This window comes from Vibrio sp. R10-SG-ISO4 (genome assembly GCF_059834135.1).
This window is the reverse complement of sequence record NZ_JCBDHJ010000017.1, coordinates 186,516-210,072: the sequence shown is the minus strand read 5'-3', so window position 1 is coordinate 210,072 and position 23,557 is coordinate 186,516. Positions and strand designations below refer to the sequence as shown.

The window sequence follows — 23,557 nt, the reverse complement described above, 5'->3', positions numbered from 1 at the left end:
AATAACACAAGAGGGTAATGTCAATGCAATTCACCTATGTTAATCCAACCAAAATTTTATTCGGTCAAGGTCAGATCGCAAACATCGCTGCGCAAATTCCTACAGACCAAAAAGTACTCGTGATCTACGGTGGTGGTTCCATCAAGAAAAACGGCGCGTATGACCAAGTGGTCACGGCACTCAACGCGCATTCTTGGGTTGAATTCTCTGGCGTTGAGCCAAACCCAACCAAAGAAACACTCGACAAAGCGGTAGCGATCGTTAAAGAGCAATCGGTCGATTTCATCTTAGCTGTGGGTGGTGGTTCAGTGATTGACGGCTCTAAATACGTCGCTGCTGCTGCACACGTTGATGGCGACGGCTGGGATATTCTGACAGGTAAACACCCTGTCACTTCGGCCACACCACTTGCTGCGATTCTGACCCTGCCAGCGACTGGCTCTGAGTCAAACTCAGGCGCCGTGATCACTAAAGCGGAAACGCATGATAAGTTGGCATTCATGTCACCTTTCGTGCAGCCTAAATTTGCTGTGATGGACCCGGACGTAATGAAAACCCTACCGGAAAAACAGTTGGTCAACGGTATTGTTGATGCGTGGGTACACGTCTGTGAGCAGTACATCACCTACCAACATGGCGCTATGGTTCAAGATGGCTACGCAGAAACATTGTTGAAAAACCTAAAACAGCTCGGTGAACAATTTGCTGACCGTGACAACGATCAGTGGCGCGCAAACCTGATGTGGACGGCCAACCAAGCGCTTAACGGCTTGATCGGTGCAGGTGTCCCGCAAGATTGGGCAACGCACATGATTGGTCATGAGTTTACGGCGCTTTGGGGTGTTGACCACGCACGTTCACTGGCGATTGTGCAACCTTCCCTACTGCGCAACCAGTTAGCGGCGAAAAAAGGCAAACTCGAGCAGATGGGCATAAACGTCTTCGGTCTAGCTGCCAGCGACAACCTTGCCGAAGAGACGATTCAGCACATTGAAGCCTTCTACCACTCACTCGGTGTGTCAACACAGTTTGATGAGTATCAGGCAGATAAAGGCGCGGCCGTTGACAGTGTCGTATCACAACTAGAGAGCCACGGCATGTCGGCGCTCGGTGAAAACCAAGCCATTGACCTTAAGGCCAGTCGTCAAATTCTTGAAGCGGCGATCGCCTAATCAAAACGCTTAATAACGCAAAGAGCAGCAAACGCTGCTCTTTCTAATTCCTTAACCTATTCACGCTTCTCCGATCTTTCCTTTAAATAAGCCTGCAATGCTTGCAAAGACTTATCGACCTCCTCGCGAAGTCCGGTGATGTCGTTGCCCACTTCGCTCGGCGAGTTTTCCCATTGGTGACAAAGTACTCTCAGTTGCTCCAAGCCCAAGCTGGCAGCAGAGCCTTTCAATTTATGTGCGATGTCAGACACCTCGCTAGGATGATTTTCGACGAATGCCTGTTCCAGTTGAGTTAACGATGTCTGGGTAGTGCGGGCAAAAAGATCGGCGAGTTCTTGTACTTGGCTTAAACCCAACACCTTGATGTCGGTGTCAATCAGTTGTGTGTTCAATAGCTTGGGAGCCTCTGCATTTATAGGCGCGGGTTGGCGCGGCGTATCATCAACCGTTTCTCCCGTCATCAATGTATGAATCATGGCATCGAGGGCGTCTTTATCTAGCGGTTTGGGTAGATAGCCATCAAATCCTGCTTGCAGGTATCGCTCGACCTCTTGGTTGAACACGTGCGCAGACACCGCAATCATCTTCGTCTCGCAATCGGTGTCACGCTTCATGTTTTGCATTAAGTCCACACCACTGCCATCTGGAAGATTAATATCAATCAGCGCAATATCATAAGTATGAGCCTTAAATCGCGCGGCTCCCTTAGCGAGGGTGTCGACTGCGTCGGTGTGATGCCCGAGCGCTGCCAAAAATCCCTCAGCGACAAAGCGATTGACTTCATTGTCTTCTACCAGCAATACGCGAGCAGACGGTGTTGTCACTGTATGATTGTGTGAATCTTTGCGTGATGTCGCCCCTACAGGCATCGGCAAAGAAAAGTAGAAGCGGCTGCCTTGATTCTGATCCGATTCAAGCGCAATCTCGCCGCCCATCGCCCGCACAATTTTTTGGCTGATCGCAAGCCCAAGCCCTGTTCCACCCAGCTTGCCTTGTCCTTGATGCACTTGGGTAAACGCAGAGAAGAGCTCACTTTGATCTGGCTGGGCTATTCCTACGCCACTGTCACTCACATCGAACAAAACGTGCTCAGCTTTCGCTGGATCATTGGCGATATACACATCAATGTAGCCACTATCAGTAAACTTAACCGCATTCGCCACCAAGTTATTCAGCACTTGGCTAAGACGCGTGCTGTCGGCAAACACGCTCTCGGCGACATCGCTTTCAACCGTATATGAGAGTGACAATCCTTTAGCCAACGCGTCGGCCTGATGCAGCGCCACTACATCTTCCACCATAGCGCGGATAGGGAATGACACCGGACGAATCTCCATATGCCCGGCCTCAATTTTACTGTAATCGAGCACATCATTAAGTATTGCCAGCAAGGTTCGCCCACTGTGGGTGATGATGTCGACGTAACGCTGCTGCTGTTGATCAAGCGGCGTTTCTGTCAGTAGCCTGGCGGTGCCGAGTACTCCGTTCATCGGCGTACGAATTTCATGGCTCATGGTGGCTAAAAAGGCGGATTTCGCTTGGCTGGCTTGCTCTGCTTGTGAACGCGCATCAGCATGCTGCTCCACTTCTTGATTGAGACGTTGATTGGCCGTTTGCAGTTGCTCAGTGCGCAATTCAACCTGTTCTTCCAGGTGGCTTTTATGTGATTCAAGCGCTTGTTTGGCTTTCGCTTCGCTGTCAGCCACCACTTTCAGCGCTTTGGCGGTGTCTCGGGCGGTCAGAATCGCGCGCCCCATCTCTGCTAACTCATCCTTACCACGCACCTCAAAATCCACATTAAGATCCCCTTTAGAGATCGTGAGCAGTGCGGTCGAGTAGTTATCCAAACGTTTGAGCACGGATTGATATACAACGCGCCAGACAATGAGTATGGCCACCGCTAAGCCAAGCGCGGTAATAATCGCCAAGAGCCACTGCGCATAGCTCAACGTGCCTTTAAGCCGTTCAACCGCTGTAGTAGTCGAGCGGTTGGATTGATCCACTAGATGTGTCACTGTCGAGTTGAGCTGAGAAAATTGATCAAAGGTAGCTTGGAGCAGCGCCTGTGCGGCAAGCTCATTTTGGTATCGCTCAAGCAATAGCGTAAATACCGATTGTCGCTGCGCCAATTGTTCCAGTAAGTCGGCCATTTGCTGTGAGCGAGTGGGATCTTCGACTCCCATAACCCGTCGCTGCATAATCTCGATGTTGTTCTGATATGCGGATCTGACGACCTCAATACGCTGCGCATCATTCATGGTCCGCGACTCTTCAATTTGATTGAGCAATCGAAACGCCAGCAGATGCAGTTCGTGCAAACGTTCAGACAAATCCATGTCCACTTCCACCAGCGCATCCAGCGCTTGGTAGGCATCCGTGAGCTTGTTTTCACCAAGCAGATTATAGATATGCGTCACGTTGGCCACCGCGATAGTACTGGTGTTTGCCACTTGGGTGCGGGTGAGCTCTTCAAGCTCCGTTGCAAATTGGCGCATCTCCCTCGTATCTGCCGAAAGTTGCTGGTTAAAGCTCAAACGCTTTTCCACCACGACGCCCAGTTGCACTACGTTATCAATCACCTGCTCGACATCGATTTCTAACTGTTCCAATAAGGTTGAATCAAACGCCTCTGCGCCAAGTTGTTTAATGTGCAATAACAAAGATTCGAGCTGTGTCAGTAGCGCTTGACCTGAGTCACGATGTTGCTGAGCGGTTTTCGCGTTCGATAAGGTATGGACAGATGAGAGAATACGAGCGCTGAGCTCCGATACTTGCCGCGCTTCCACCATGGAGGGAATTGCCGTATTGACCACGCCGCGCTCGGTTTTCGCCACCATAGAAAAGCCCGCCATGCCGATCAGCGCCGAGATGACAACCAGCAGCCCCATTGAGACAAAGGCGAATAAGAGCGTACGCCCAATGCTGGCCTTGGCTAGTAACATAACAAATCATCGCTTCTGTACACCGAAATATTGGGTTATATTTTGCAAGGTTTATCACGACTTTACCAATGAATTGCTTAATGACTTTGATCCCAACACTGAAATCCTCTCTGCTGCTTGGTGCGCTGTTTGTATCATGGTCATCGGTGGCGATTGCCTCACCCGCGTTTAAGATCTGCGCGCTTTATCCGCATCTAAAAGACTCGTACTGGCTGTCGGTCAACTATGGCATGGTGCAAGAAGCCCAAGCGCAGAACGTGACACTGAAAGTACTGGAAGCGGGCGGCTACCCCAATCAGAGTAAACAGGCCGCTCAGTTGCAACGCTGTCGAGATTGGCAAGCCGATGCGATATTGCTCGGTACCGTTGCCCCAGACATCTATTTGGGCAAATTAGCGCAACTCTCTGCCGATATCCCGGTTTTTGCCACCATCAATCAGTTAGACAGTGCCGAGCACGACGATGACGTCTTGCTTGGCGAGGTCGGTGTTGATTGGTATGAGATGGGCTATTTCTCTGGCGAGTTTTTGGCAAAACGTCACCCGAAAGGCAGTGGTCATGTTAACGTCGCGGTGCTTCCCGGCCCCGTGGCAAGTGGTGGCACCAAACCTGTGATGCAAGGCATCGAGGCTGCAATTAAAGGCAGTGATGTCACTATCACCGGCGTGTATTGGGCAGACAACGACAAAGAGCTGCAACGCAATTTAGTTCAGCGCGTAACAGAAAACCGCGATATCCATTACCTAATTGGCAGTGCGGTCGCGATTGAAGCGGCAATCAGTGAGTTGCGCCTCGGCGGAAAGAGCGCGCATATCGGTCTTGTCTCTACCTACCTCAGTCATGGCGTCTATCGCGGTTTACTTCGCAATAAAGTGCTGTTTGCACCGAGCGATCAGATGGTGTTGCAAGGTCGTCTATCGGTTCGTCAAGCGGTTCAATCTCTCAAACAAGCGCCTTTTGACAGGCATATTGCGCCCGATATTGTTAAGCTAACGCCCAATCATTTACCACGTTCGGTTATCGAAGCCTCGCTGTCTCCATCCGAATACCGACCCATTTTTAATGTCTTAGCTAAAGAATAACGATTCATAATCAGGAAGAACATTCATGGAAAAAACAACACGTACCCTACCTGCACACAAACACATTGCGCTGGTCGCGCATGACAACTGCAAGCCAGAGTTGCTGCGCTGGGTAACGGAAAACAAAGAAAAGTTACAGAGTCACTTTCTTTATGCCACTGGCACAACTGGCACCATGCTAAGTAAACAGACCGGCCTTGCCATTAAGAGTATGATCAGTGGCCCGATGGGCGGGGACCAACAGATCGGCGCCCTCATTTCGGAAGGGAAAATCGACATGCTGATTTTCTTCTGGGATCCACTCAACGCGGTTCCACATGACCCAGATGTCAAAGCGCTATTGCGTATTGCGAGCGTATGGAATATTCCAGTTGCTACCAACCGCGCAACGGCCAAGTTCCTGTTTGAGTCGAGCTTACTTGAGAAAGAAGTGGACATTGAGATCCCTGACTACCCGGCGTATCTGGCCAAGCGTACCTAACGCCTTCATTCACCTAGTTCGCTTATCAAGTATTCAGCCTGCCACCGTCGCAGGCTGTTTTTGTCTATCGATCGCTTCACATCAAGGTGGTCAGTTCGCGTAAATCGTGAATTTTGGGCAGGGCGTGCTCATGCACTCGATTATTGACGCCCAAATAGTGAACAGTTTTAATCCCCGCTCGAATCCCTGCCTCTAACCCTTTGACTGTGTCATCAACATAGACACAATTTTCTAAGCGAAATCCCATGGTCATGGCAGTATATAAAATCAGATCCGGTTCAGGTTTCCAACTGTTGGTATCGAACGCAGAAAAAATCTTATTCTCGAAATGAGGGTAAAGCCCTGTCAGCTCAAGCGATCGGCGGATTTTACTTTTTGGGCCATTTGAAGCCACACAGTACTCAATCCCTTTCGCTTCGAGCTGCTTCAAAAGCTCGGTGGCACCGGGCGAGGGCTTTAAATGACGTTCAAACAAGTCATCTAGCCGCTCACGGTAAAAAGGTTCGAGTTGATCAATTGAAATTCGACAGCCAAGGCGCTCATTCGTTGCTGCTAAAATGTCAGCCAACTTCCCCCCTTCAAAATGGGCTAAGGCATCTTGAGTAGAAAGCCCAGCACCAAAATGATGAAACGTCTCACTCAGCGCTTGGCAACACAGCTTCTCGCTGTCGATTAGCGTTCCATCACAATCAAATATCACGCATTGGGTTTCTGACATAGCCGCACACTCTGTTAATTCGTTAAACAAAATAGTAAACGAGCGGCCACGATTTCAAATGCGTCACTTAACACTTTAAGTGACAAGGGAAGGGTTTTGCTGAGAACCCTCGCACGCGTCACGAATGGTAGGTAGAATAAATGATGAAGATAATGACTATCTCGTGCGCTTAATGTGCGCTGTGTTCAGCATATACAGCATCACATTGATTGAGTTCAAGTTTACTCACTATCGCTGCAATCAGATCAGAACGCTTGTATTCCGGCTCCACCACGACATCTGAAACCAAAGCAGCACCTTGATGCGTGGTCACCAACGCTGCGCCAACGGGTTGATTACCTTTAAACGCAACGATCAATTGGCAAGGCGCTGAGTAGATGATCTGAGTGAAAAACTCAACAATCCACTCCCTGTCTTGTTGGCTTTGCCACTGTTTGGCCTGTTGCAAGGCAAACATCACGGTCATGCGATGAAAATCCGCCACAAACACATCTTGCTCACTGAATTCGTCTAGAGACAACTCACTGAGATCAAGCAAGTGTGTCTCTCGCTCTGAAGCGCGTGCTTGATAAAGTTCGTGCCCTTTGAGGCTCTCTGGCGTTGGAAATTCAACGTCCACTTGGCTGGCAAGCCATTGGTTTTTCATCTCGGTGATGGCAGAGGCGGTATTGGGCATGGGATATCTTTTAACGTCATGAGTCTTATCGTCATGAGCTTAACGATAAGATCATGATGCGACAAGTTTTTCATTGAACTATTGGCTGCTTGAGCATAAAACAGATAAGCTTGGTTCATAATTAGCTCGACAATCACAAAGCTCAACCATTATTTAAGAAAGGATAGCGGCCATGCGGATAAAATTACTTGGCGTTGCCATGGCTTCACTGCTGCTCACCGCGTGTGATAGCAACGAAGTGGGTGACGTTTCACTCGGTCTATTTACATTGAAAGACATTAAGATCACCTCACTGCAAGATGAGGTGGTGACAGGCGTGACCTGCCACATCGCATCCATTGAAGCGAATCTTAGCCTCTCCGATCCAAGCGACAGTTCCATTTCATGCCGTCAAACCGGCGAAATCACCACGGATATGATTGCAAAAATCGATAAGAGCGCGTCGGGTGAAGTGGTGTTCAAAAAGTCAAAAAGCATCTTCTTCAAAACCATGAAAGTGCGCCGCATCTACGATGCCGACACACAGTCCCTCCTCTATCTTTCGTACACAACCAAAGAAACCGAAGGTAGCTTCAAACACAGTCTGTCGACCGTGCCACTTTGGGGTACCGATGCGTATGTGGAGGCCCCTGTCGCTGCACAGTAATTGCGCTAATCACACGCAGACTGACCCGCCCTATATCCAAGTCATGCTAGGGGTGGGCAGGCTTAAGGCGAGCTGTTTTGGCTCGCCTTATTTCTTAAATCAACAGCCGACTTTAAGCCAATCTCGACTGTCTCCCTGTCCGACATGTTTCTTTGATCAAAATCTCATTGTTATGTAATTTTTATGAAATTTGAAAGACACTTCTGTGTTAAACTGGCGAAAATTTTTTACTGTCCTTTTTGAGCATGAAATTTCCTGGCCAACGTAAATCTAAGCACTACTTTCCTACTGACAATCGCGATCCATTGATCAATCAGATGAAGCAAGCACCGAAGCTCTACCGCCCTATCGTGGTCGGTGTCGGTCAAACCATCGTTGATATTGAAGCGCGCGTCGATGATGATTTCCTCGCTAAATACGAGCTGAGCAAAGGACACTCACTGGTACTCGAAGAGGACAAAGCCGATGCGCTATATCAAGAGCTGGTGGAACGCGAACTGATCACACACCAATACCCCGGTGATACCATCGGCAACACCCTACACAACTACTCCGTGCTTGCGGACAGCAAATCGGTGCTGCTGGGTGTAATGTCGAAGAACATTGAGGTTGGCTCCTTTGCCTATCGCTATTTGTGTCGCACGTCCTCTCGTATGAATCTCAATCATTTGCAAATGGTCGAGGGATCGATTGGCCGCTGCTATACCTTGATCTCTGAAAATGGCGAACGTACGTTTGCTATCAATGAAGGTCACATGAATCAGCTGCGTCCGGAAAGCATTCCTGAAGAGGTGTTTGATAAAGCCTCGGCACTGGTGGTCTCTTCTTATCTAATGCGCGGTAAGCCAGAAGATCCGATGCCAAAAGCGGTCGCACGTGCAATTGAAATCGCCAAGCAAAAACAGGTTCCTGTTGTGCTGACCTTGGGTACCAAGTGGGTGATTGAAGGCAACGCGGCGTGGTGGCAAGAGTACATCAAAGAGAACATTTCAGTGATCGCGATGAACGAGGAAGAAGGCGAAGCGCTTACCGGTGAGAAAGATCCTCTGCTCGCGGCTGATAAAGCGCTAGAATGGGTCGACCTCGTGCTGTGTACAGCGGGGCCTATTGGCCTTTACATGGCGGGCTACACCGATGAATCAGCAAAGCGTGATACGGAACTACCGCTATTGCCGGGCAACATCGCCGAGTTTAATAAGTATGAATTTAGCCGCGCGATGCGCAAACAAGACTGTCTGTCGCCTTTGAAAGTTTACTCGCATATTGGTCCGTACCTTGGTGGTCCACTCGAGATCAAAAACACCAACGGCGCAGGCGATGCGGCATTATCAGCCTTGCTCCATGACATGGCAGCCAACAGCCACCACAAGATGAACGTGCCCAACTCGTCTAAACATGACTTGCCGTTTTTGACTTACTCATCATTATCACAGATCTGTAAGTACGCGAACCGCGTAAGCTACGAGGTGCTCACGCAACACTCGCCGAGATTGGGTCGAGCATTACCAGAGCGTGAAGACAGTCTCGAAGAAGCCTATTGGGATCGATAATGTCGCGCTAAATACAATTTAAAGTTGCGATAAACCTGCTTTAAATACGTGATAAACGCGAGATACGTTTAAACGCGAATTACTTATGAACGCGGTAGTGACAAGCTATCGCGCATTTTATTGTTCGCCTTTAACTGGCACGGGGTAAAAGACCAAGGCTTCCCCTTCCACCATGACACAATCCATTCCGCCTGCGTGCGCGGCTTGACGGCCGAGATGCGTATCTTCAAACACCACACACTGAGACGGCGCTAGCTTAAGCTGCTCCGCCGCCAGTAAAAACGTATCCGGGTTCGGTTTGTGATGCTCAACATCACTGGCAGTGACAATCGCATCGAGTTTCCCGATGAGGTTCGCTTTTTCCAGCAAGCGCATCGCGCTCTGCCTTTGACTGCCTGTCCCTACCGCCAGTGGCTTTTTACCGTAGAAGTGGTCGAGAATCGCCATCGTGGCTTGTATCGGCTCTCCATGATCATTAAGGCTGCTAAATGTCGCCATCTTAAATTGCGCCACTTCGTTGGGATCTAACGTCAAGCCGTACTTGCTGTTCACTTCAGCGACGATTTTAAAACTCGGCATGCCACCTAAGCCGTGCAGCCATTCACGGGTAAAGGGAAACTGGAAATGCTCGGCCGTCTTTTCCCACGCCAACAAGTGTGCGGGCATGGTATCAATCAGGGTGCCATCCATGTCAAAAATGAGACCTTGATACGAATGTAATAATTCCTTCATATAAAATTCACAAAGCTAAATGGGTTAAGAAACTAGTTTTTTAGTAGTAGTCATGAGTATGATTGACAAACATCTCAGTACTGAACTAGCTTGAGAGTATGCACATTACTATAACAACAATAATGAGTTACACCTTTTTTAGGAAGCAATTATGAACATAAAGAGTAAGCTCTATTCTCTAGGGGCAGTCGCCATCGTCGGTATCGGCGTATTGTTGCTCTCCACCACCCAATTTGCCAAAGTGACCAATGAACTCAATCAAGCGAATCTACTCGTCGCTCAGCTTGAAGTCCGCTTGCTCAATTTGCGTCGTAACGAGAAAGATTTTCTGCTCAGAAAAGACGCCAAATATCTCACTTCGTTCAATGACAATATTGATAAGTTTTTAGCCAAAGAGGCAACACTATCGACTCTCTTAAAGGCTCATGAACTGCCGTCTTCTAAACAATTACGCACAGACATCCTCGCCTATCAAAAAGGCTTTGCTAGCTTGGTGTCCGCCTTTCAGGCCTATGGTCTCAATGATGAAGACCAACTGCTTGGTCGCTACAACCAAGCGTTAGACGCCATTCGCCCATCACTCGACAGTGACCAATTGGTTCAGCTCGCCGATTTTAATGAGAAAGTGCTAGAAGGTGAGTTCGACTCTTCCTTGCTACCGCCGAATGCCTCATCACTGCTCAATGCGGCGCAAGCGCTGGTCGTTCAACACAAAAAGGTCGGCCTAAAATACAATGAGGGGCTACTGGGGCAGACACGCGGCCTGTCTCACACGGTCGAGGACCAATTTAAAAGCTTCTCTTCAGCGCTCAGTGAAAACTCGGCGCAAACCCAATCTCGCCTAGCGACCCTCAAGTTAAGTGTTACCGTGATCGTCTCTTTAGTTATCATTGGCTTTATCTGGCAAATCGCTCGCTCTATCAACACCCAAGTATCCACCTTGCTCTCTCTGATTCAGGAGATCGCGCGGACTAATAATGTCGCACTGCGTGCCAATCTCAAAGGTAAAGATGAGTTGGTCGCCATCAGTCAATACTTCAACCGTCTCCTCGATAAACTTGAAGGGCTGATTTCAGGAACTCAAGAGAAATCGGCGCATCTATCATCCACGACCGGTAACATGCATCAAGAACTGGAAAATGTCATTGTTCAGTTTAATGTCCAAGCGGATCACACCTCCACGATGGCCACATCGGTTCAAGAGATGGTGTCGACCATCAATGAGATTTCAGAAAGTACCTCAGTGGCGGTGGAGGGCGTTCATCAAGCGTCGATCAATGCACATAAAGGTCGTGAGGTGGTGGAATCCACGGTGCGTAATATTGATCAGCTGTCGAGCATTCTAGGCGAGAGCCAGACCTCTATCCAATCGCTCAACCATCACGTCGACAAGATTGGTGATGCGGTCAACATCATTCAAGGTATTGCTGAACAGACCAACCTACTTGCGCTCAACGCGGCGATAGAGGCTGCACGTGCCGGTGAGCAAGGACGTGGATTTGCCGTGGTGGCCGATGAAGTGCGCGCATTGGCAAGCCGAACGCATCAATCGACCGAAGACATCACCAAAGTGGTGAGCGCGATTCAGTCACAAATGTCCGAAGTGGTCACCAATATCGATAAGTGTAACGAGCAAGGCGCTGAGACCTTGAAAGCATCGGAAACATTGGATGCGAGTTTGGAGCAAATCATCTCCGATATGGACAACATCCAAGCCAACTCTGAGCGCATCGCCTCGGCGATTGAAGAACAAGGGATTGTGATGAATCAAGTCAGTGAATCCATCACCGAGCTCAACTCGATTTCAGAGGGCAATATGGAATCAGCCAAACTCTGTTTGCTCGAAGTCGATAATGTCTCAGCTCAAGCGATTGAGATGGACAAAGCGGTGGCGGAGTTCAAAACCAAGTAACGTACCTATTAGAGCTATGAGGTAAAAAGGCGCGCTCAACGATTGGGCGCGCCTTTTTATTTCGCTCTATTGAGTGACGTTGGCATTTTGCTTACTTCTGAGTTCATCAATGACATAGCTTGGGGCGACTTGACTTAACTCATCCATACATGGCTCGGATTTATCATGATCGTAACGGATATAAATATCACAAAGAGCATATAACTGTTCTGGAGCACCTGATATAAGGTAAGCAGTCTCAAAAGACTGAGTCGATTTTTCAATATCCAACGACTCTTGTAACACACCGTTTAGATACCAGTAGTAACTATTATCTTTCGCAAGGTTTGCGGCGATGTCCATTTCTTTCGCTGCCTGCTTTCTCTCATCTGTGCGAACCAAGGCTAACGACTTCGAATAATACAACGCGGCGGCTTCGGGATTCAGTTCCAGTGCCTGATCCAAGATCACGATAGCCTTATCATTCAGTTGCTGTGCACGATAGTTGTCTGCATAAGCGAGCCAAAGCTCTGTCGAGTATTGATCATTCTCTACCAAATTCACATAGATAGGCTCAGCGAGATTCCATCGCTCTGTCCAACGGTACACGTTTGCCAGCAACAATAAAGACTCTGGATCATTTTGTTCAGCGAGACTTGTCTCAAGCTCTTTGAGCGATTCAGACAGTTGCTCTCTCTGCGGTTGACTTAACGCATTGAAGTCTTGAACCAGGTTCGCACTCGCTCGTACGCGAACTATCTGCTCGGCATCGGTAAGCAAAGGAGAAACCATGCGCCAGCGATGCTCAATCGGGTATACCTGAGAGCCGACAATCGCACCATGACGAATCACAGCGCTCTCATCTTTTAAGCCACGAGCAACGGCAACGAGTGCGTTCTCACTCGGGTAACTCGCAAGCGCCATCAATGCCATTGCTCTTTCTTCATTGTCCAAACGCGTGTCTTGAGCATTGTAGGCCAATTGAACCGGATTGATAGCTTGGGTTTCCACCTGTGGCATGAGTGGGCTCGGTGCCACTGGATTCGTTTGATTAGGCGCAGCAACCACAGTGGAAACGCTCAGCGCAGCAACAAGCAATGCGATAGTTGAAAATGGACGAGTCATAATATTACCCCTTATTCAATTCATTGCGTTGTTGCATCATTTCGCGAACAACGGAGTCACTATACTTACCATGAGCGACAGGATGACGTGTTGCACGCAAGATGTACGCGATACTGCGATCGACATGTGAGAAGAACTTTTTCCAACCTGCACACAAATAATTCAAGCCAGGTTCACCTTGTGCGGTTCGAATAAAGCGATTTTTGGGACATTCACCGTAGCAAGCAAACTGGTAATCACATTGCTGGCACTGTGTCGTCAACGTACGCGATTTAGCGAAACCAAATTTTTGTTGTTCGGCGCTGTAAGCAACATCATCGAGTTTTTGATGATGTATATTACCAATTTTATACTCTGGATAGACATAATGGTCGCAGGTGTAAAGATCGCCGTTAGGCTCCATTGCGAGGCCTTTACCACACAACTCACCCAGTGTACACAGTGGGTTTTTACGCCCCATCCAAGTTTCAATACTCGCTTCAAAATATTGCACGAACACTTTGCCAATGTCGTGCTTCACCCACTCGTCGAATACCGCAATCAAAAAGTTACCCCATGCCATATCCGACACACACCAAGGCTCCATCACCGAATCTTTGTGACCCGGGATCAGGCGTTTATCGCCCTGCTTGGGTTGTTCTCCTGCGGGCCAAGTTTGCGGCGCCGTAGTGCGGAACGTCTTTTGTTCCACAATCGGAATGAACTGGATTTGCGGTGAGCGCACTTCATCACGTAGGAAGCGGTAGACCTCAAGCGGGTTTTGGCTGGTGAGATTATTCACGCAGGTCAAGGTGGCAAAATTCACCTTGTGTTTGTGCAGCAGGTCAACCGCCGCCATTACTTGCTTAAACGTACCACGGCCCGCTCGGTTGGTGCGGTACGCATTGTGTAGCATCTCTGGGCCATCAATACTTAGGCCAATCAGGAAGTTGTTTTTGGCAAGGAACGCACACCACTCGTCGTTTAACAAGGTACCGTTGGTTTGCAAATCGTTAGAAATAACAATGCCATCTGGCTTGTATTTATTTTGTAGCTCAACGATTTTTTCAAAGTAGTCAAGTCCGAGCATCGTCGGCTCACCACCCTGCCAAGAAAAGATGATTTCAGGGGTATTTTGTCCTTCAATGTAAGTTTTGATGTAGTGCTCTAGTGTCTCATCAGACATTCGCGGCGAGCAGCCTTTTTTATACTCAAGCAAGTCCTGTTTGCTGAGGTAGTAACAGTATTGGCAATCGATATTACACGCTGCACCGATGGGTTTCGCCATCACATGCATGCGCTTCGACGCCTTACCTTGAAACTGAGGACCTTGAGTAATTTGCATACATCACCTTTCATCTTTTTGTGTACCGTTAGTGTACTGCGGGTATTCCTTGAGTTCATGTTATAGGGGTTATAACCAAAGCTTATGGTGTAAAGTGCTATTATCAATACACTCACATTACCAGAGAACAGATGATGAAAACGAGTCTATCCCTTCTTTCTATACCTCTATTTGTGTTTACTCTTGCCGGTTGTGCAAGTAAACCTGCACATCCACTCGCTGAACAAATAAATCAAGATATGGTCTGGGTTGAAGGCGGTGAGTTTGTCATGGGGAGTGACTCAGAAACAACAACCAAAGCAGAGCGCCCCGCAAGAAGCGTGAAGGTCGATGGTTTTTACTTATCTAAATTTGAGGTAACTCAAGATCTATTTGAGTCTGTGATGGGCTCATCATTAAGTTTTTTCAAAGACCCTCAGGTACCAGTAAACAACTTAAGTTGGCAGCAAGCCACGTACTTTGTGGAGCAGCTCAACGAAATGACGGGAGAGAACTATCGCTTACCGACCGAGGCTGAATGGGAGTTTGCCGCTCAAGGCGGTATCCACAGTCAAGGTTATACCTACGCCGGTTCTAATAATATTGATGATGTGGCTTGGTACGATGCAAACTCGAACAACCGTGCCCATCCAGTAGGTCTAAAGCAACCGAACGAGCTTGGCTTATACGATATGACAGGTAATGTCGGTGAATTTGTTATTGATGCCTTCGACGATACCTTTTATCGATTTGGTCCAACCGATAACCCTAACAACGCTCAACACAGTGACCTCGGTCTTGCACATAAATCCGTCCGGGGTGGCAGTTTCGCCTACAGCGCAAACGAGTCAGAAAACTTCCGCCGCGACTTCGCTAGTCAAACCATCATTATGTCTGACATGGGTTTGAGATTGGCGAAAGATTAACCCTACGATAAAAGGAATGGTATGAAAACAGTATGGCTTGGTGCCGCCAGTGCACTTTTGATTTCTGCACCGTTTACGGTATTGGCCGAAGAGGCTAAGCCAAAATTGGTGTTACAAGTCACCGTTGATGGTTTACGTGGTGACCTCTTAGAGCGCTACAAACAGAACTTTGGTGAGGGTGGCTTCCGCTATCTGATGGATCAAGGTACACATTATACCAACGCCCATTACCAACATGGCAACACGGAGACGATTGTGGGGCACGTGTCACTCGCGACCGGTGCACCGCCTTCTGTTCACGGTATGGTAGGTAATGTTTGGTATGATCGACAATTAGAACGACTGGTGTACAACGTCGAAGACGCGAACTACTCCATGCTCTCTGCTGGTGCTGGCGTCGATAAATCCACTGAAATAGATCCCACACAGAAAACTGCGCTGCAGGACGGTCGATCTCCCGCGCCTATCCTCGCGAGCTCGTTCAGTGATGAACTGACTGTAGCATCAAACGGGCAAGCAAAAGTTTTTTCTGTCTCGATTAAAGACCGTGGTGCGATTTCTTTAGCAGGTCACACCGGGAAAGCATTTTGGTTCTCTAAATCGCAGTCTGAATTTGTCACCAGTGACTACTACTACGATCAATACCCAAACTGGGTGTCACGCTGGAACGAAAAACAGATCCCGAACCAGTATAGTGGTCAACGCTGGGAGCTCAGCCTAGAGCGCGATCAATACACACTGGATGAAATCAGCCAAGAGAACAAACTCGATTTGGCAGGGTTCGCTCGCACCTTCCCTCACCCATACGGGCCGTCAAGCTTTAAATATTTCTCCACCATGCTAACAGTGAGTCCAGCAGGTGATGAAATTACGGGCGATTTTGCCCAAACCCTGCTGCGTCAAGAGCACCTTGGACAAAGTAGCTTTACCGATTATCTCGCGGTGAGTTTTTCTTCGAACGACTACGTAGTCCACCTGTACGGACCTGACAGCCTAGAAACCGAAGACAACTTGATTCGTTTAGATCGCACTCTGGCAAAACTATTTAAAACCGTCGATGACCACATTGGTCTGGAGAACACACTGATTATCCTTTCAGCTGACCACGGTGTGCCTGAAGTGTCACCAAACGCTAGCCAACTCGGTTTTCGTCAAGCAAGCTACTTTGATGTTAACAACATCATCAATGACAACGTGTTAGCAAGATTAAAGAACGAGTTCGGTTTAGGTAAAGAAGCCGTACGCCTTTACGCGCAACCATACATCTATCTTGATCACGACGTGATTGCGAAGAAGAAAATCGCACTGGCGGATGTCCAAACCGCTATTGCTGAAGAAGTTCGCAAAGTGGAAGGCGTTGCTTATGCGGTCACATCAAGCGACGTAGCAGCGAACCGCCTACCCAATACGCGTGTCTTTGATATGGTGAAAAACAACTACCACCCAGATCGCTCTGGTGATGTGTACTTGGTGTTCGCACCGCGTACTTACATCAACGACATGGATGGCCTCACCATCGCATCAACCCACGGTTCACCTTGGCGTTACGACACTCACGTTCCGGTGATCTTTGCTGGCCATCAGGTACCAGCTCAAGTCATCAACCGCGACGTGACGCCTTACGACATCGCACCAACGCTATCTAACTACTTAGGCATCACCCTACCGAGCGGCGCCACTGGGCATGTGCTAACGGAAGTGAAGAAGTAACCGTTCAAGAACTCTAAGGAAAAGGGCTTGCATTGAAGCCCTTTTAAATTTGGCATAAAGCACTAATACCCTAACGCCTTCACCGCCTGTTTCAACTGCGATCTTAGCCATTCGTGTCCGCTTTCTTGAGTGCGGCTCGGGTGCCAGATCATACTGAGTTTCTGCTCAGCGTTACTAAAAGGTAATGGGATCGCCTTCAACTGATATTGCTCAGTAAAGCTTTTTAACGCACGACACGGCCAGATACCAATGTACTCACCGCCACTGATAACAGGCAGCATTTCAAAAGCGCCTGACGCGCGGTACGCCACCTTGCGCTTTGCCAGTTCGGTAATATGCTCACCGAGCAAACTAGTGCGGCTTTGCCAGCGCGAGACCACCACGTGCTCCTCTTCCAAGAATCCTTCGATCGAAATGGTATCGCCAATGCGCGGGTGATCCTTCGCACAAACCACGATCATCTCTTCACTGTATAGCTGCTCATACTTGAGTTTCGTGCGGTCTCTAGGCTCAATATCAATAATCAAATCATAGCGTTGCAGACGCAAATCACTTTCGTAGTCTTCAGTAAAGAGAGGGTGAATCTCAAGTGCGATATTGGGTGCATGCTGTCTGATCTGCTTGAGCAGCAAGGGCAACAACTGGTAACTCGGGACAGAAACAGAGGCTATCGAAAAGGTGCGATTGGTGACTTTCGGGTCAAATTCGCGCGACGCTGAGAGCGTCGAGGTGTAGTTTTTTAGCGCGGCCGACATCGCAGGATAGATATCAATGGCAAAACTGGTAGGCTCTACCCCACTGGTACTGCGATGGAACAGGGGCTCGTCGTAAATATCTCGCAAGCGCGCCAACGCTTTGCTCACCGCAGGTTGGCTGATATCCAAGCGTGTGGCCGCACGAGATAAATTCTGTTCTTCGAAGATCGCAACAAAAATGGGGATAAGATTAAGTTCTGTGGTTTTCATATCGATACAGGCTGGGCAGGAAAGGCGTTATTGTAACGAAAATACCACTCGGTATCGAAATGAAAACACACAAAATGCTGTCTATATGGCGAAAATCACCCACACAAAGCGTGTTTCCATCAAGAATCACGCTTGTTCTTAGCAAGATCAGGGAGTGCTTTAGGCAAGGCGACGCGATTGAATCTCGCACTAAAACGGCCTGTGCTTTGACGGATAAGGCGCCATAACGCTTGATAGACATTGACCGCGTCGCTCCCCGCTTGCAAAGCGCTGCTTTGCATCTGCCACTCGTCGTCCTGTTTCGCGTCAGAAAGCGGCTGACTAGAAAGCAGTGTGCGTCGGCCCGTTCGTGCGCGGTGTTCGCGATAAATCAATGCTCTAGCGGCGCCCCACTCTTTTGCTTTCAGCGTACGTCTAAACACGAGCCAAGTGGGTGTTGGGGGCGTGCGATAGTAACGCAGCGTTAGCAGAGCAAACACAGTAACGCTCAACAAGACAACAAGCAGCGCAATCAACCAAGGCGCGTAGGCTTTAAGCCAAGAGCTGAGCGTATGTTTAATCACAAAACTCTGCCCCTCAATCGTCATATGCTCAAGTTGCTTCGTCTCACTGTTCCACCACTGGAATTCGATATCGGGCAAGGTTAAGGTTCCACCTCGCTGCAAGACATACACTACCTCTTCTTTACGCTCTGAACGATAGTTACCTCGCTGCTGTGTATCGTCGAGGGCACTGGGTTGTGAGTAGGCTTGGTAAAAATCCGATCGCGACCCATCGAGAAGTTCGGGCAGCAAAACGGAGAGGCTATCATTGGCCGTGATACTTACCGTTCTCGTGATGCTATCCCCGACATGAAGCGTTTCATTGGAGCGTTGCCACTGTTGGGAAACCTCAACCGCACTAGCGCTAAACCAGCTCTTTTGCGTGTCTCTCAGACCAGAAGGCAATATAACCTGAAAAGGTAACGGTGGCGTTTGCAGCGTCCCGGACAACGGCTTGCCATCTTCCGCCGACACAGTGATAGCCAAAGCCAACGGTGGTACGACATAATCTCCCGACGCTTGAGGATAGAGCGTGATCTCCCAACGTTGGTGTGACCAGGTTTCGCCATTACGACGCTCCGTGTAGTTGGTGGCTCTCGGGTTACGCTGCATCGCAATCACATTTGCCAACTCCACGTTTTGAATATTCGTCCCTGCCGTAAACCAACGCGGCGTACTGACATCAATTGTCATGACAATCTGTTCGTTGACTGTAAACTGTGGCGTTGCGCTTGGCGCTTGTTCGTCACCTAGCCAAGCGCGGATTTCGACTTGTGCGCTGCGCTGTTTACCGCCAAACGTCTGGGCATGCACGCTTGTCGACATTAAAGCGGCGAAACAGGCACACGTTAGCCAAACCATGATGGATTTCATTGAGACTCTCCCTGCGCCGATTGCTGCTGAAGATAAAATTTCGTGCGTAAGAAACGTTTGGGATCCGCTTCCACTCGTTTTAGCCACTTATCCGCGAGCTCATCACTGCCTAAAATCTCGCGGGCGTTTAAGCTCTCTTTGTTGAGCAGCTCTTCAACGGTATTCTCTTCGGCGCCATCGGCGGTTTGAGGGTTATCAGACAACTCATACGAGTCTTCCAACCCATCCGACACACTGGTCTGGCTCTCGCTTAAGCGGTTGATCTCCTCAACGATCCCAGCCAACACATCGCGGTTATTGAGCACGTCTTTTCTTAGCGCTTCGGGCAGATTCTCGTCATCAAGCAAACTATTGAGCAAGTTGCGCGCGGCTAAATATTCCCGCTGACGCGCCAAGGCACTGGCGGCGTTATACAAACCGAGATAGTGCGATTCATCACGCTGATCATTTTGCATCGAAAGAAACGCCGTGTGGGCGAGCTTGTACTCAGCGGCGTAGTAATAGGCGACGCCTTTATGCAACGGGCTTTGATAATGTTTGGCTGCACGTAAATAGTCGCCGCGGTTAAACCAGCGCTGGCCTTGCTGATCTGGGGTTAACCAGAGATCCCACCACCACTGCGCCGCCTCATCAAGCATCGTCGGTACTTCAACGTTTACGGGTGATTCGGCATGCGTCGAAACAGTTTGCGCCAGCACTGGCGATGGCAAGCCTACCGAGCCAAGCAATGTTAGGGCCAAACACCACTGGACCAGCCAGCCTTTTCTAAACCACAACAACATCAGCAACATCACCGGAATCAAAAGCCAATACCCCATATCTTGCCAAGGCATCGCCGAATCGCCGTTCATTTGCATATTACGCTCAACGTAACGGTTGATCCGCTCGACGTCGCTCTCATCAATGCTCATTTCAACCACTCTTCCACCGACAGCATCCGCCAACTGATTGAGTGACTGAAGGTCGAGTGGGGATTTCGCCTGACTGGTGCTCGCCACTTGCTCATTGCCCGCCGCCAGAATGACGAGCTGGTAAGGACGCTCAGCAAAAAAGCGTTGATAGGCATCAATAGCACTCGGCGTGACGCCATCACTCACCAATAACACTGTTGAGCCCGGTTGCTGATTGAGCTGATCGTCGATAAGCGCCAACGCGGTATCGGCGTTCTTGCCCGATTCGGGCATGATGCTTGGTTCGATCGCGGCTAAAAATGGCGCAAACACCGCGACGTCTTGCGTCAGGGGCATTGCAGTGTGACCACTACCCGCAAAGACCAGCAGTCCCGTGCTGCCACCACTTCGAAGGGCTAACAAGTCACGAATTTTATGTTTTGCACGTTCTAGTCGACTTGGCGCGACATCGGTTTCCAGCATGGTGTCACTGCTATCGAGCACCACCAGCATCGCTGCACGATCTTCGCCAAACGGCGACGCCTCGCGCTGCCATGAAGGGCCTGCGCACACCACAATCGCCAAAGTGACGATCATCACCAACAGTTTGAGGGGTAGCTGCTTGCGCCACCCTGTATCACCAATGGTTAACGCCTTTCTAAGGTGCGCTGGTAAGACTTCCTGCCAACTCGGTTGACTCTCTTCACGCCAACGCAGCCAAAGCAAAAGCAACATTGGAACCAATGCCAACAACCAGAAAGGACGAATAAAATGAAACTGGGTAAAAAACTGTACCCACAGCTGGCTATCGAACACCTTGACCTCCTGACTGTGAGCGGCGCGCTCGATGAATGCGCTTGCTTGTCGCCAGCGCAAACGCGAGTAAATAGATCACCACAACCACGGCGATGAGCTGATGATGAATGCTCTGTTTCGGCCGATAGGTCAGGCTTTCAAACAGTTCGGGTTCGATGTCTGAAATGATCTGATAGGCATCACTAAGCGCCGCCCTGTCAAGCGCTTCAAACGCACGTCCACCGGATTCACTGGCGATCCGTTCGATCACCTCCATATCCAGCGCAGTTTCACCCACCGTTTGCGGATCGCCCATCGCAATAACGTGGATACGAACCCCTTTTGCTTTGGCGACTTTTGCCGCATCGATGGGTTCAACAAAGCTGCCCGTGTCGTTCCCGTCGGTGAGGACGATCGCCACTTTTTCGCGTGCGCGAGCCTCGTCTGCTGTTTGCGTGTTACTGTCACTTTGTTCAAACACTTTGATCGCCAAACCCATCGCATCGCCAAGGTGGGTGCTCTGCCCTGCCATCGCCACATCGGTTTGCGACAAGAGTTCAAGCCACACGTCATGGTCAACGGTAAACGGTGTTTGCACAAACGCTGCGTCACCAAACAGAATCAAGCCTAGTCGATCCCCTTGGCGCGATTGCGCGAACTCTTCCAGAACTTCTTTTGCGGCATCAAGACGGGAGACTTTTTGACCTGAGGCACTGGTAAAGTCGGTTTCAGCCATCGACCCGGATAAATCGACCACCACCATCACATCACGGCCGATACTTTCTCTTACTTGTGGTTCGCCCAATACTGTCGGTTTAGCGAGTGCCATCACCACCAACACCCATGAGAGCAGCAACGTCGCACGCTGCCACCAAGTCGGTTTAAGCTGGCTTGCCCCTTGACTTGGCGCCTCGCCCATCGATTCAACCAAAAGGGTAAAAAACGGCACTTTGGTCGCCATCTGCTTGGTGCGATAAGCCGGTGCCCACCAATAGATCAACAGTGGCAGCGGCAACACCACAAACCAAGCGGGATAAGAGAACTCAAAGCCACTAATGGATAAAAGACCTTGCCAACTATTCATCGTGCGCGCTCCTGATGACGACTCAGCCACTGTTTCGATTGCGCAATCAGCGCTTGTTTGTCGTGATCGCCAAGTGGCGCAGCGGGATTAACTAAATGATTCATCCAACGCTCAGCAAGCGAGGCGTCAAACGGCGAATCCAAGCAAATGGCATTGAGCTTATCCGTAAAGGGGGCGCCAAATAACGGACTGTTGCGGCTATCTAGATAGACCAGCACCACTTTAATGATGTGAAAGAGCTGCGCAGCAAACTGGGGGTCGTTCAGTTCAAGCCTTGCAATGGCGTTCAGCGCTTCTTGGCGGTAGCGATTGCGCCACCAAAAGCGCGCATAGCGGTAGCCGCCATACAGCGCAGCGAGCAGGATAAACAGCGCGACGAGTTTCCAACCCAAGGTTTGTGGCCACCAGCTGATGCTCGCGGGCACAGCGACGTCGTGCAAATCACGCAAAATGTAGGTGCTTGGTGGCGTATGTGTCATACTCATCCTCGCCCTCCTACACGGCGCTGAAACTGCGCAATGTGTTCACCGTCGGTGGCCAATTCAATGTACGGCAAGGTCTTCGACGCCATCAAACGACTGAGCGATTGACGTTGATTCTTCATCCTTTGCTCCAACTCTACATTGGCTTGAGATAGCTTATTGCGACTATCGAGATTCAACTGGTATTCGCCATCGCCAACCACCCAATTCATTGTGGCCAATCGGGACGGCAGTGATTGCTCTAAGGGATCACTGACCATCACCGCCAGCACATCATTGTGTTGTTGGAGCTGCTTAAGACGATCAACATCATGATCTTGGCAGTCGTGCCAGTCACTGATCATGATAATAGTGGTCTGTTTTAAGCGCATGCGTTGCAGTTGCTCCATCCAATGGGAAAAGCTCACGGACGCAGTATCGGTACTGTCCACATTGAGCGCTTGGTTGGCCTTAACCAGGTGTTTGAGCTGACCAAGCAGTTGATTTTGGCTGCGCTGAGATTTGCTGTGCACAATAGACTGGCTAGAGGCGAGGGAAAAACCGACCCGATCGCCATCTTTAAGGACGCGCCAAGCACACAAGGCAGCCACTTCCGCGGCCACCACAGATTTCATCACCTGCACAGAAGAGAAATACATCGAACTGCGTTGGTCAACGCAGATCATCACGTTACGATCTTTCTCTTCGGTATAGCTTCGTACATGAGGCTTACCGGTGCGCAGGGTCACTTTCCAATCCAAGTTGCGAATGTCATCGCCTAACTGATAATGGCGCAGCTCTTCAAAGTTGAGCCCACGGCCACGAAACAGTGACGTATTGCGCCCCGCCAATACGCTGGCCGATTTTAAATGCGGCAGCAGCGTGAAGGATTGTGCTTGAGCTTGCAGGCGTACTAACGTGGCGTAATCACTGTAGAGCCTTGGGTCGAGCCCTTGTGATTTCGGTGCTAATGTCGGCTTAGCCATCACTGCC

20 protein-coding genes are annotated in these 23,557 nt (G+C 49.6%); 8 read left to right on the top strand and 12 right to left on the bottom strand.

Annotated features, from left to right (window positions below; translation table 11 throughout):
- Positions 1 to 23: 23 nt before the first annotated feature.
- Complete coding sequence (locus AC6R03_RS11610) at positions 24 to 1,172, top strand: iron-containing alcohol dehydrogenase (RefSeq protein WP_500631271.1); 1,149 nt, start codon at positions 24 to 26, stop codon at positions 1,170 to 1,172.
- 56 nt (positions 1,173 to 1,228) lie between these two features.
- Here the strand turns inward: AC6R03_RS11610 and torS are convergent, their stop codons facing one another.
- Positions 1,229 to 4,114 carry a TMAO reductase system sensor histidine kinase/response regulator TorS gene (torS, locus tag AC6R03_RS11605; protein WP_500631270.1) on the bottom strand — a complete coding sequence of 962 codons (2,886 nt, stop codon included), beginning with the start codon at positions 4,112 to 4,114 and terminating at the stop codon, positions 1,229 to 1,231.
- An 89-nt stretch (positions 4,115 to 4,203) separates the two neighbouring features.
- On the opposite strand from torS, the gene torT reads away from it, so the two are divergent.
- Complete coding sequence (gene torT / locus AC6R03_RS11600) at positions 4,204 to 5,196, top strand: TMAO reductase system periplasmic protein TorT (RefSeq protein WP_500631348.1); 993 nt, start codon at positions 4,204 to 4,206, stop codon at positions 5,194 to 5,196.
- Between the two features lie 25 nt (positions 5,197 to 5,221).
- A complete protein-coding gene (locus AC6R03_RS11595) occupies positions 5,222 to 5,677 on the top strand; it encodes a methylglyoxal synthase (protein ID WP_487901476.1) in 456 nt (151 codons plus the stop codon).
- A 76-nt stretch (positions 5,678 to 5,753) separates the two neighbouring features.
- On the opposite strand, the gene AC6R03_RS11590 is transcribed toward AC6R03_RS11595, so the two are convergent.
- Positions 5,754 to 6,395: an HAD-IA family hydrolase gene (locus tag AC6R03_RS11590; protein ID WP_500631269.1), complete on the bottom strand. Its 642-nt coding sequence runs from the start codon at positions 6,393 to 6,395 to the stop codon at positions 5,754 to 5,756.
- A 169-nt stretch (positions 6,396 to 6,564) separates the two neighbouring features.
- Positions 6,565 to 7,071 carry a GNAT family N-acetyltransferase gene (locus AC6R03_RS11585; protein ID WP_500631268.1) on the bottom strand — a complete coding sequence of 169 codons (507 nt, stop codon included), beginning with the start codon at positions 7,069 to 7,071 and terminating at the stop codon, positions 6,565 to 6,567.
- A gap of 172 nt (positions 7,072 to 7,243) precedes the next feature.
- Here AC6R03_RS11585 and AC6R03_RS11580 point away from each other — a divergent pair, with 172 nt between their 5' ends.
- Complete coding sequence (locus AC6R03_RS11580; protein WP_334551908.1) at positions 7,244 to 7,717, top strand: CreA family protein; 474 nt, start codon at positions 7,244 to 7,246, stop codon at positions 7,715 to 7,717.
- Positions 7,718 to 7,962: 245 nt separating this feature from the next.
- The gene (locus AC6R03_RS11575; protein WP_500631267.1) at positions 7,963 to 9,267 is read left to right on the top strand and encodes an inosine/guanosine kinase; all 1,305 of its coding nucleotides are present in this window, start codon (positions 7,963 to 7,965) and stop codon (positions 9,265 to 9,267) included.
- A 117-nt stretch (positions 9,268 to 9,384) separates the two neighbouring features.
- Here the strand turns inward: AC6R03_RS11575 and AC6R03_RS11570 are convergent, their stop codons facing one another.
- Entirely contained in the window at positions 9,385 to 9,999 is a 615-nt protein-coding gene (locus AC6R03_RS11570; RefSeq protein WP_500631266.1) for a beta-phosphoglucomutase family hydrolase, read from the bottom strand.
- Between the two features lie 151 nt (positions 10,000 to 10,150).
- Between AC6R03_RS11570 and AC6R03_RS11565 the strand changes: the two genes are divergently transcribed.
- Positions 10,151 to 11,911: a methyl-accepting chemotaxis protein gene (locus AC6R03_RS11565; protein WP_500631265.1), complete on the top strand. Its 1,761-nt coding sequence runs from the start codon at positions 10,151 to 10,153 to the stop codon at positions 11,909 to 11,911.
- A 66-nt stretch (positions 11,912 to 11,977) separates the two neighbouring features.
- Here AC6R03_RS11565 and AC6R03_RS11560 read toward each other — a convergent pair whose 3' ends face one another.
- Positions 11,978 to 13,015: a tetratricopeptide repeat protein gene (locus AC6R03_RS11560; protein WP_500631264.1), complete on the bottom strand. Its 1,038-nt coding sequence runs from the start codon at positions 13,013 to 13,015 to the stop codon at positions 11,978 to 11,980.
- Between the two features lie 4 nt (positions 13,016 to 13,019).
- Positions 13,020 to 14,339, bottom strand: a complete 1,320-nt coding sequence (locus AC6R03_RS11555) for an anaerobic sulfatase maturase (RefSeq protein WP_500631263.1) — start codon at positions 14,337 to 14,339, stop codon at positions 13,020 to 13,022.
- Positions 14,340 to 14,470: 131 nt separating this feature from the next.
- Between AC6R03_RS11555 and AC6R03_RS11550 the strand changes: the two genes are divergently transcribed.
- Positions 14,471 to 15,244 carry a formylglycine-generating enzyme family protein gene (locus AC6R03_RS11550; protein ID WP_500631262.1) on the top strand — a complete coding sequence of 258 codons (774 nt, stop codon included), beginning with the start codon at positions 14,471 to 14,473 and terminating at the stop codon, positions 15,242 to 15,244.
- 21 nt (positions 15,245 to 15,265) lie between these two features.
- Positions 15,266 to 16,954, top strand: coding sequence for an alkaline phosphatase family protein (locus AC6R03_RS11545; protein WP_500631261.1), 1,689 nt, complete (start codon positions 15,266 to 15,268; stop codon positions 16,952 to 16,954).
- Between the two features lie 62 nt (positions 16,955 to 17,016).
- Here the strand turns inward: AC6R03_RS11545 and AC6R03_RS11540 are convergent, their stop codons facing one another.
- From AC6R03_RS11540 to AC6R03_RS11515, 6 genes are all read right to left on the bottom strand, one after another.
- A complete protein-coding gene (locus AC6R03_RS11540) occupies positions 17,017 to 17,919 on the bottom strand; it encodes a LysR family transcriptional regulator (RefSeq protein WP_500631260.1) in 903 nt (300 codons plus the stop codon).
- Between the two features lie 119 nt (positions 17,920 to 18,038).
- On the bottom strand, positions 18,039 to 19,334 hold the full coding sequence (locus tag AC6R03_RS11535) for a BatD family protein (protein ID WP_500631259.1): 1,296 nt from the start codon (positions 19,332 to 19,334) through the stop codon (positions 18,039 to 18,041).
- Positions 19,331 to 21,040 (bottom strand): VWA domain-containing protein, encoded by a 1,710-nt coding sequence (locus AC6R03_RS11530; protein ID WP_500631258.1) that lies wholly within the window; start codon positions 21,038 to 21,040, stop codon positions 19,331 to 19,333. Before AC6R03_RS11530 ends, AC6R03_RS11535 begins: the two co-directional genes overlap by 4 nt.
- Positions 21,030 to 22,103, bottom strand: coding sequence for a vWA domain-containing protein (locus tag AC6R03_RS11525; RefSeq protein WP_500631257.1), 1,074 nt, complete (start codon positions 22,101 to 22,103; stop codon positions 21,030 to 21,032). The genes AC6R03_RS11530 and AC6R03_RS11525 overlap by 11 nt, the downstream gene beginning before the upstream one ends.
- Positions 22,100 to 22,588 (bottom strand): DUF4381 domain-containing protein, encoded by a 489-nt coding sequence (locus AC6R03_RS11520; protein ID WP_500631256.1) that lies wholly within the window; start codon positions 22,586 to 22,588, stop codon positions 22,100 to 22,102. Before AC6R03_RS11520 ends, AC6R03_RS11525 begins: the two co-directional genes overlap by 4 nt.
- Positions 22,585 to 23,550 (bottom strand): DUF58 domain-containing protein, encoded by a 966-nt coding sequence (locus tag AC6R03_RS11515; RefSeq protein WP_500631255.1) that lies wholly within the window; start codon positions 23,548 to 23,550, stop codon positions 22,585 to 22,587. The genes AC6R03_RS11520 and AC6R03_RS11515 overlap by 4 nt, the downstream gene beginning before the upstream one ends.
- Positions 23,551 to 23,557 lie beyond the last annotated feature (7 nt).